This is a genomic window from Burkholderia sp. E168m23, assembly GCF_016586125.1.
Lineage (GTDB): Bacteria > Pseudomonadota > Gammaproteobacteria > Burkholderiales > Burkholderiaceae > Burkholderia > Burkholderia orbicola.
Genome location: NZ_BCPP01000182.1, coordinates 1 through 8,923 on the forward strand (window position 1 = coordinate 1; position 8,923 = coordinate 8,923).

At 68.6% G+C, this 8,923-nt stretch carries 6 protein-coding genes and 1 pseudogene; 5 read left to right on the forward strand and 2 right to left on the reverse strand.

All coding sequences use genetic code 11. The features are described 5' to 3' along the window. Window positions 1-235 precede the first annotated feature (235 nt). The 3 genes from ada (at window position 236) to gshA (ending at window position 4,361) form a co-directional block, all read left to right on the forward strand. The gene (ada, locus tag JMF90_RS12080; protein ID WP_124622275.1) at window positions 236-1,327 is read left to right on the forward strand and encodes a bifunctional DNA-binding transcriptional regulator/O6-methylguanine-DNA methyltransferase Ada; all 1,092 of its coding nucleotides are present in this window, start codon (window positions 236-238) and stop codon (window positions 1,325-1,327) included. Next, the gene (locus tag JMF90_RS12085; protein WP_200160895.1) at window positions 1,324-2,283 is read left to right on the forward strand and encodes a DNA-3-methyladenine glycosylase; all 960 of its coding nucleotides are present in this window, start codon (window positions 1,324-1,326) and stop codon (window positions 2,281-2,283) included. The genes ada and JMF90_RS12085 overlap by 4 nt, the downstream gene beginning before the upstream one ends. 464 nt (window positions 2,284-2,747) lie before the next feature. Further along, complete coding sequence (gene gshA, locus JMF90_RS12090) at window positions 2,748-4,361, forward strand: glutamate--cysteine ligase (protein ID WP_200160894.1); 1,614 nt, start codon at window positions 2,748-2,750, stop codon at window positions 4,359-4,361. Window positions 4,362-4,436: 75 nt separating this feature from the next. Here the strand turns inward: gshA and JMF90_RS12095 are convergent, their stop codons facing one another. Further along, window positions 4,437-4,754: a DUF4148 domain-containing protein gene (locus JMF90_RS12095; RefSeq protein WP_201317048.1), complete on the reverse strand. Its 318-nt coding sequence runs from the start codon at window positions 4,752-4,754 to the stop codon at window positions 4,437-4,439. A 388-nt stretch (window positions 4,755-5,142) separates the two neighbouring features. On the opposite strand from JMF90_RS12095, the pseudogene JMF90_RS12100 reads away from it, so the two are divergent. Continuing rightward, a pseudogene (locus JMF90_RS12100) lies at window positions 5,143-6,782 on the forward strand (L-lactate permease). Between the two features lie 99 nt (window positions 6,783-6,881). On the opposite strand, the gene JMF90_RS12105 reads toward JMF90_RS12100, so the two are convergent. Continuing rightward, window positions 6,882-7,817, reverse strand: a complete 936-nt coding sequence (locus JMF90_RS12105; RefSeq protein WP_200160892.1) for a LysR family transcriptional regulator — start codon at window positions 7,815-7,817, stop codon at window positions 6,882-6,884. A gap of 226 nt (window positions 7,818-8,043) precedes the next feature. Between JMF90_RS12105 and JMF90_RS12110 the strand changes: the two genes are divergently transcribed. Beyond that, window positions 8,044-8,923 (forward strand): alkaline phosphatase family protein (locus JMF90_RS12110; RefSeq protein ID WP_305790743.1); only part of this gene is annotated, 880 nt, incomplete at its 3' end.

Consider the following 8,923-nt stretch of genomic DNA (forward strand, 5'->3'; position numbering starts at 1 on the left):
GATTGCAAAAAAACGTCAGGACGGCGATTTGTCGCATCCGCACTGCAGCAAAACGGTGACGGGACGATGACGAAAACGGCGCTGGAGCAGCCGCCGCGCGCGTTTCGTCGGATTTGATCTTTAACGATGCGACCCCCGGCTCGCCGGCACGAATCACAGAGCAAGATTCGGGGCGCGACGGCATGTGTCGATGGCTAGAGTAGGCACCATCTACACTAGAGAGTGCGAGGTTCAGATGAAAACCGCCTATCCGACCGACGATGCCCGCTGGGGCGCCGTGACCGAGCGCGATCCGCATGCGGACGGCGCGTTCTTCTATGCCGTCAGCACGACCGGCGTGTTCTGCCGCCCGACCTGCGCGTCGCGGCAGCCGCGCCGCGAGAACGTGTCCTTTTTCGCCGATCCGGCGGCCGCGCGCGCGGCCGGCTTCCGGCCCTGCAAGCGTTGCCAGCCGGAAGGGCTGCCGCGCGAGCTGGAAATCGTCAATCGTGCATGCGCGGTGCTCGACGCGCACGCCGAGCGGCTCACGCTGCAGCAGTTGAGCGACGCCGTGCACGTGAGCCCGTTCCACTTGCAGCGGCTCTTCAAACGTGTGGTCGGCGTGTCGCCGCGGCAGTACCAGGCCGCGCAGCGCGGCGCCGCGTTGCGGCAGGCGCTGCAAAGCGGGCAGCCGGTCACGCAGGCAGCCGTCGACGCGGGGTTCAACTCGCCGTCGCGGCTCTATGCGTCGGTGCCGCGCGAGTTGGGGATGGCGCCGTCCGCGTTCCGCCGCCAGGGCGCCGGCCTGCGGATCGACTATGCGACCGCGTCGACGTCGCTCGGCACGGTGCTCGTTGCCGCCACCGAACAGGGCATCTGCCGGATCGCATTCGGCGACGACGCGGCGTCGCTCGTCGGCGAGCTGAACGACACGTTCGCACGCGCCGAACTGGTTGAAGCGTCGGCCCGGCTCGCGCCGTTCGTCACGCAGATCCGCGCGTACCTCGACGGCACGCGGCAGGCGTTCGACCTGCCGCTCGACATCGCGCCGACCGCGTTCCAGCAGCGCGTGTGGGAAGCGCTGACGCATATCCCGTACGGTGAAACGCGCAGCTATTCGGAGATCGCCGAGGCGCTCGGTTCGCCGCGCGCGGTGCGGGCGGTCGCGTCCGCGTGCGCGTCGAATCCGGTCGCGCTCGCGATTCCGTGCCACCGCGTCGTGCAGAAGGGCGGCGCGCTCGCCGGCTATCGCTGGGGCGTGCGCCGCAAGGCGACGCTGCTCGCGGCCGAGGCGCGCCATGTTCACCACGATGAAGCCGAAGCCGAGACGGAGGGCAGTGCGGTTTGAGCATCGAGAAAACAACGATTACCTCCCTCGCGGACGGCGGCCCTGTGCCGCCGTCCGCGCAGATGGAACTGCGCTACAAGGCGCCGTACGACTGGGCGCGCGTGCTGCGCTTCTTCAGCGGGCGCGCGATTCCCGGTGTCGAGCAGGTCGCGGACGGCGTGTATCGCCGCATCGTCGATCTGCACGGCGATGCGGGCCGGCTCACCGTCACGAAACATCCGCGCAAGCATTGCCTGATCGCGACCGTCGAAGGGGCGGTCGCGCGTCACGTCGACGATGCGTTCGCCGCACGCGTCGCGACGATGTTCGACCTTGGTGCCGATCCGGCCGCGATCGGCGGCGGCCTCGCGCGCGATCCGTGGTTCGCGCCGCTCGTCGCGGCCGCGCCGGGGCTGCGCGTGCCGGGTGCGTGGTCGGGGTTCGAGCTGGCCGTGCGCGCGATCGTCGGCCAGCAGGTGAGCGTGAAGGCCGCGACGACGATCGTCGGCCGGCTCGTCGAACGGGCCGGCGAACGCGTGATTCATGAAGACGACGGCGCGCCCGCGTGGCGGTTCCCGACACCCGACGCGCTGGCCGCGTGCGATCTCGACAAGATCGGGATGCCCGGCAAGCGCGTGGCCGCGCTGACCGGCGTGGCGCGCGCGGTGGCGGCCGGCGACGTGCCGGTCGATCGTGCGCATGCCGATCTCGCGACGCTGCGCAGCGCGTGGCTCGATCTGCCCGGCATCGGCCCATGGACCGTCGAATACATCGCGATGCGCGCATGGCGCGACCCGGACGCGTGGCCGGCATCCGATCTCGTGCTGATGCAGTCGATCGCCGCGCGCGACCCGGCGCTCGACCGGCTCGCCAGCCAGAAGCACCGCACCGAAGGCTGGCGGCCGTGGCGTGCGTATGCGGCGCTGCATCTGTGGAACGAAGTGGCCGACCGGGCAGGCGGCGCGCGCGGCGGGTAATCGCGGCGCGGCCGGGTGCGACCGCAAGGAGGCGGCGCCGCAATCCGTCGCGCACGCGGTGCCGGCATGCGGCAAGCGCCGGGGCGTGACGCGGCGCCGTCACGGCGCTTCCGCCCCCTCCGGTGCCGGCCGAATGTAGCGCGTGCGATGCCTGCGCACGCGTCGTTTCGCGATCGATCCAGCGGCAAGGTTGCACCTGCCGCCACCCGTTCGCCATTCACATTCCATCCGACGAATTGCGGTGACCGCCGTGCCGATCAGCTTCGTCGGGAACCGGTGATACGGACCGGGACTGCCGCGCCCGCCCCGCCCGATCACCCGCTCAGGCCCGTGCGCCGTGCCCGGAGCCACCTCAAGCGCGGCTTCCGGCGAGATGTTAAAGTGCCCGCTACCAACGAAGCGACCAACAATCCAGCCGGCCGCGCGCGGCGTTCTGCGCGCGGCCGTCACGCACTTGCGTCTCCATGTCGAACACCATGACTCACCGCCAGTCCGAACTGCTGCTGAAACGCCTCGACGCGCTGAGCTCGGGCCCGACGCGGCAGCATCTGCCCGACGGCCTGCGCGGCATCGAGAAGGAAAGCCTGCGCGTGACGCGCGACGGGATGATCGCGTTCACGCCGCATCCGCGCGCGCTCGGTTCGGCGCTCACGCATCCGGCGCTGACGACCGACTATTCCGAAGCGCTGATCGAACTGATCACGCCCGCGGAGCGCGACGCCGCGCTCACGCTCGAACGCCTCGACGATCTGCATCGCTACGTCTATGCATCGCTTGGCGACGAGATCCTGTGGAACGATTCGATGCCCGGCCTGCTGCCGGCCGACGACCAGATCCCGATCGCCAACTACGGCACGTCGAACATCGGCCGCCTGAAGACGGTGTACCGCCGCGGCCTCGCGTATCGCTATGGCCGCACGATGCAGTGCATCGCCGGCATCCACTACAACTACTCGTTGCACGAGGAAGTGTGGCGGCGCCTGCATGAGGAAGAAGGGTCGACGGCGACGCTCGTCGATTACCAGTCGGAACGCTATCTCGCGCAGATCCGCAACTTCCGCCGCCGCAGCTGGCTGCTGATGTATCTGTTCGGCGCGTCGCCGGTGCTCGACACGAAGTTCCTGCGCGGCAAGCCGCACAAGCTCGACACGTTCGACGCCGATACGCTGTACCGGCCGTATGCGACCAGCCTGCGCATGAGCGATCTCGGCTACTCGAACACGACGGCCCAGGCCGCGCTGCACGTCGACTACAACACGCTGCCGGGCTATCTCGACGCGCTGTCGAAGGCCGTGAGCGAGCCGTATCCGGCGTACGAGGCGATCGGCACGCATCGCGACGGCGAGTGGATCCAGATCAACACGAACGTGCTGCAGATCGAGAACGAGTTCTACTCGACGATCCGGCCGAAGCGCGTCACGTATTCGGGCGAGCGGCCGCTGCATGCGCTTGCGTCGCGCGGCGTGCAGTACATCGAAGTGCGCTGCCTCGACATCGACCCGTTCGAGCCGACCGGCATCGCGCTGGAGACCGCGCGCTTCATCGACGCGTTCCTGCTCGCCTGCGCGCTCGACGACAGCGCGCCGCTCGACTGCGATGCGTACAAGGAAGCGAACGCGAACTTCGGCAGCGTGACGCTGGACGGCCGCAAGCCGGGGCTCGCGCTGACGCGCGAAGGTCGATCGGTCACGCTGCAGCAGTGGGCCGATGAACTGATGGCCGATATCGAAATCGTCGGTCGCCGGCTCGACGAAATCCGCGGCGGCGACGAACATGCGCGCGCGATCGCCGCGCAGCGCGAGAAGCTCGCCGATCCGGAGCGCACGCCGTCGGCGCGCGTGCTGCGTACGATGCGCGAGAACGGCCAGTCGTTCCTCGCCTTCGGGCTCGCGCAGAGCGAAGCGCATGCCGCGCATTTCCGCGCGCATCCGCCGTCGGCCGAGACGCTGCACACCGAGCAGGCGCTTGCCGCCAAGTCGCTGGCCGAGCAGGCCGAGCTCGAAGCGAAGGAGGCCGGATCGTTCGACGCATTCGTCGCCGCCTATCGCGCCTATACGCTGAACCGCTTCAGCGTGTGACGATCGCGCGTGCGGCCGGCGCAGCGTGTGCCGTGCCGCTGCCGTGCGATCCATCTGGTTCCGTCGGTGAGCCGGTCAGTGATGCGCATACGTGCCGCGATCGACCGCGTGCGGCAGCGCCGGCTTGCCTGATTCTCCGGTCGCCCGGCCGTCGCTGCCGTAACCGGCAACGTCACCTTCACCGCGCGCCTGCGCGGCACGCTGCATGACCGCCTGCATGTTCCGCGGAAAGTCGGGACTGCTTGCGAGGCTCGTCCGGTAGCCTACGGCCTCCAGTTCCACGAGTTCCTGGCGGACTTGCGCGCGGGTGAGCGTCGACGCGGCTTGCGCGTGAGCGGCGAACGCCGCGCCGATCAGCACGAACGCGCATGCCGCGTGTTTCATCGTCTTCATCGTGTGTGCTCCGTGAGGTTCCGGTGCCGCGCCATCGCCGGCGCGGCCGGAAACGATGCAGCCAGTCTAGGCTTCGGAGGCCAAACGAAACATCCTCGTGGCTGGCAGTCACCTTTTCCGGCCGCGACGGGTTTCCTGTCGAACGCGCCAGCCGCACGCCATCTGCCGGCCAGCGTGCGGCGGCCGGTTCGCACCGGCTCGCCCGCATCGGGCTTCTCCCCCTTGTACAAGCGCGTCGCGCCTCCTAACCTCTTTTAAGCGACCGATCGGTTGGCCGCGCAACGTCGTTGCGTACGCAAGCGCCTGATCGTGGCCGTGACTGCAGGACATCGCCTTGACCCGAACCCGGCGCATCGAGATGCGAACCCGGGTCGACTCTGGAGACACGATGAATCCCACCGACGCCCTACCGCCCGGCATCGTCTTCGCGCAACCGTTGACGCCCGTCGCCCACTCGCTGCTCCTGTCGTTCCTCGTCGCGGTGATCCCGATCGCGGTCGCGCTGATCGCGCTCGGCGTGCTGCGCCGCCCGCGTGGCAGGCATCGCTCGCCGGGCTCATCGCGGGCCTCGCGGTGGCGATCGGTGCGTGGGGGATGCCGGCCGGGCTCGCATTCAACGCGGTCGGCGCCGGCATGGCGCTCGCGGTCGTGCCGGTGATGTGGATCGTCTTCAACGCGCTGCTGCTGTACAACATCGCGGTGAAGTCGGGCCGCTTCGACCAGTTCCGGCAGTGGATGCTCGATAACCTGCCCGACGATCGCCGCCTTGTGCTGCTCGTCGTCGCGTTCTCGTTCGGCTGCCTGCTCGAAGGGATCTCCGGATTCGGCACGCCGGTCGCGATCACGAGCGCGCTGCTGATCGCGCTCGGCTTTCCTGCGCTCGAAGCGCTCACCTATACGCTGCTGTTCAACACGGCGCCGGTCGCGTTCGGCGCGCTCGGCGTGCCGATCACCGTGCTCGGCGCGGTCACGTCGCTGCCGCCCGCGACGCTCGCGCAGATGGTCGGCCGCCAGTTGCCGTTCTTCGCGCTGCTGCTGCCGTTCTACGTGGTCGGCGCGTATGGCGGGCTGCGCTCGATCGCGAAGCTGTGGCCCGCGCTGCTCGTGTCGGGCGGCAGCTTCGCGCTCGCGCAGTTCGTCACGTCGAACTTCCTCGGCTACCAGCTCACCGACGTGCTGTCGTCGCTCACGTCGCTGATCGTGACGATCGGCTTCCTGCAGCTGTGGAAGCCGCAGCCCGATCCACAATACGCGCTCGCGCGCAGCGTGCCGGCCGCCGCCGGCGCCGCGCGCGCGGGTTTCGGCGGCTGGCTGCCGTGGCTCGTCGTGTCGGTGGTCGTGATCGTGTGGGTGCACGCGAACATCGCGGCGATCGGCGACGTGAAGATCAAGTGGCCGGGCCTGCACAACGCCGTATACGTGTCGCTGTATCACAAGCCGTACGCGGCGATCTGGGATTTCCAGCCGCTCGGCACGGGCACCGCGATCCTGCTATCGGCGGTCATCACGGCCGCGCTGACGCGCACCGGCCCCGGCGCGTTCGTCGAATGCGTGGTGAAGACGTGGCGGCAAACGTGGATCGCGATCGTCACGGTGATGATGATCGTCGGGCTCGCGTACCTGCTGAACTACTCGGGCATCAGCTACACGCTCGGCACCGGCGTCGCGTCGACCGGTGCGCTGTTCCCGCTGGTGTCGGCATCGCTCGGCTGGATCGCGGTGTTCCTGTCCGGCAGCGACACGTCGGGCAACGCGCTGTTCGGCAACCTGCAGGTCGTCGCCGCCCGGCAGCTCGGCCTCGATCCGGTGCTGATGGCCGCCACCAACTCGTCGGGCGGCGTGATGGGCAAGATGATCTCGCCGCAGAACATCGCGACGGGCGTGTCGACGACGGACCTGAAAGGGCAGGAGGGTGTCGTGTTCGCACGCACCTTCTGGCACAGCGTGATCCTCACGCTGTTGCTCGGCGTGCTGGTGTTCCTGCAGCAGCACGTGCTGACGTGGATGATTCCGGCGCTGCCGAAGTGACGCGCGGCGCGGCGACAGAAGGAAGGCACGAGGAACGCAACGAGGGAAGGCGCGGGAAAAGCGCCACGTAGTGTGCGGAAGCGGTGAACGCGCGGCGGCTCAGCGCGCGTTCGCCCGCCGCATCGTTCGTCCGGTTTTGATCGCGTCGGCAGCATCGACCACGCCGGCCGCTTCGCCGCCGCCCGGCAGGATGCACGCAAGGAACGCATCGATCGCGGGGCTCTGGCGGCGCGCTTTCAGGTAGTACACGTATTCGTCGATCGTCGTGTCGACGCCGCGCAGCGTGATCACGCGCAGGTCCGGATGGCGTTCGGCCTCGCCGAGCGGAAACAGGCTGCCGCCGACGCCATGCAGGATCGCCTCGCGAATCGCTTCGCGGCTGCCGATCTCGGCGACCGACGTCGCCGCGACGCCGGCCGCGGCGAGGATCGTCTCCGTGCAGCGGCGCGTGACCGACCCTTCCTCGCGAATCAGCAGCCGCACGTCGGCGAGCCGCGCCGCGTCGATCGACTCGAACCGCGCGAGCGGATGATGGCGGTGCACGACGAGCACGAGCGGATCGGTCGAGATCACCTTGCGTTCGAGGCCGTCGGCGTCGTTGCGCTGCGACGAGACCGCGAGATCGATGCGGAATTCCTGCAGCGCCTGCAGGATTTCCTCGGAGTTGCCGATCCGGCACGTGAGCGCGATCGACGGGTGCGCGCTCGAGAAGCGGCCGACCGCATCCATGATGTAGTACGGGCCCGTCGCGCCGATCCGCAGATGGCCCTCGAACAGGCCGCCGACGTTGCGCAGCATGATGTCGGCCTGCGCCTCGAGCGCGATCATCTTCTCGACGAGCGGCAGCAGCTCGATGCCCGTCTCGGTCACCTCGAGCTTGCGGCCGCTGCGGTAGAACAGCTCGACGCCGTACACCTGCTCGACCTGCCGGATCTGCGCGGCAATCGTCGGCTGGCTCACGCCCAGGTGGCGCGCAGCGCGCGTGATGCTGCCCTGCCGGACGGTCGCGTGGAACGCCTTCAGCTGATCGAACACGACTCGGCTTCTCCCCTCTTCATCGCGCGTCAGCGTAGCGCACGGATATGTCGGCCGGATGAAAGGCGCGCCGTGCGAGACTTCGAAAAAAAGCTGGGGGTGACCGCAAGAAACCTGCGGGAACCGGTCACGGCCGGGACATGCCGGTGCGGGGTAATAACGGCGACGCCAGATCGCCGGCCCGCTCGCCCGGCGCCCCCACTCCCACCGACCACAGGTGCTCTTCATGTCTTCGAACAATCGACGCGATTTCCTGCGCCTCGCCGCGCAGTCGGCCGGCGCGATGGCCGCCTACGCGGGCTTCCCGCCCGCGATCCGCAATGCGCTGGCGATGCCGGCCGCCTATCGCACCGGCACGATCCGCGACGTGGAGCACGTCGTGATCTTCATGCAGGAAAACCGTTCGTTCGACCATTACTTCGGCGGACTGCGCGGCGTGCGCGGTTTCAACGACCCGCGCCCGCACCTGCTGCCGAACGGCGCACCGGTGTGGCAACAGCCGCCGGCGTCGGTGTTCACGAAGAACTACCATTCGCGCGGGCTCGATCCGTCGGCGCCGTACGTGCTGCCGTTCTATCTCGATCCGAAGCAGACGACCGAATTCCAGCCGGGCACCAACCACGGCTGGAGCAGCGGCCACCTGTCCTGGAACAACGGCCAGTGGGACCAGTGGGTGAACCAGAAGCAGGACGTGCTGACGATGGGCTACCTGAAGCGCCAGGATCTCACGTACCACTACGCGCTCGCCGACGCGTTCACGATCTGCGATTCGTACTTCTGCTCCGCGCATGCCGACACGGCGCCGAACCGCATCTACCTGTGGACCGGCACGGTCGACTCGCGCAACGTCTACGGCAGCGCGCCGAACGGCCCGGGCATCGGCGAGCGCAACGACGTGAACGGCTACACGTGGACGACCTACGCCGAACGGCTCGAGAACGCGAAGATCAGCTGGAAGGTGTACCAGGGCGGCACCGGCATCCCGGGCGACCCGACCGACAACTACACCGACAACTCGCTGATGTTCTTCAAGCGCTTCCAGGTGAAGGAAGGCGCGAGCGGCCCGCTGGTCGACAAGGGCGCGTCGGACCACACGCTCGCTGAGC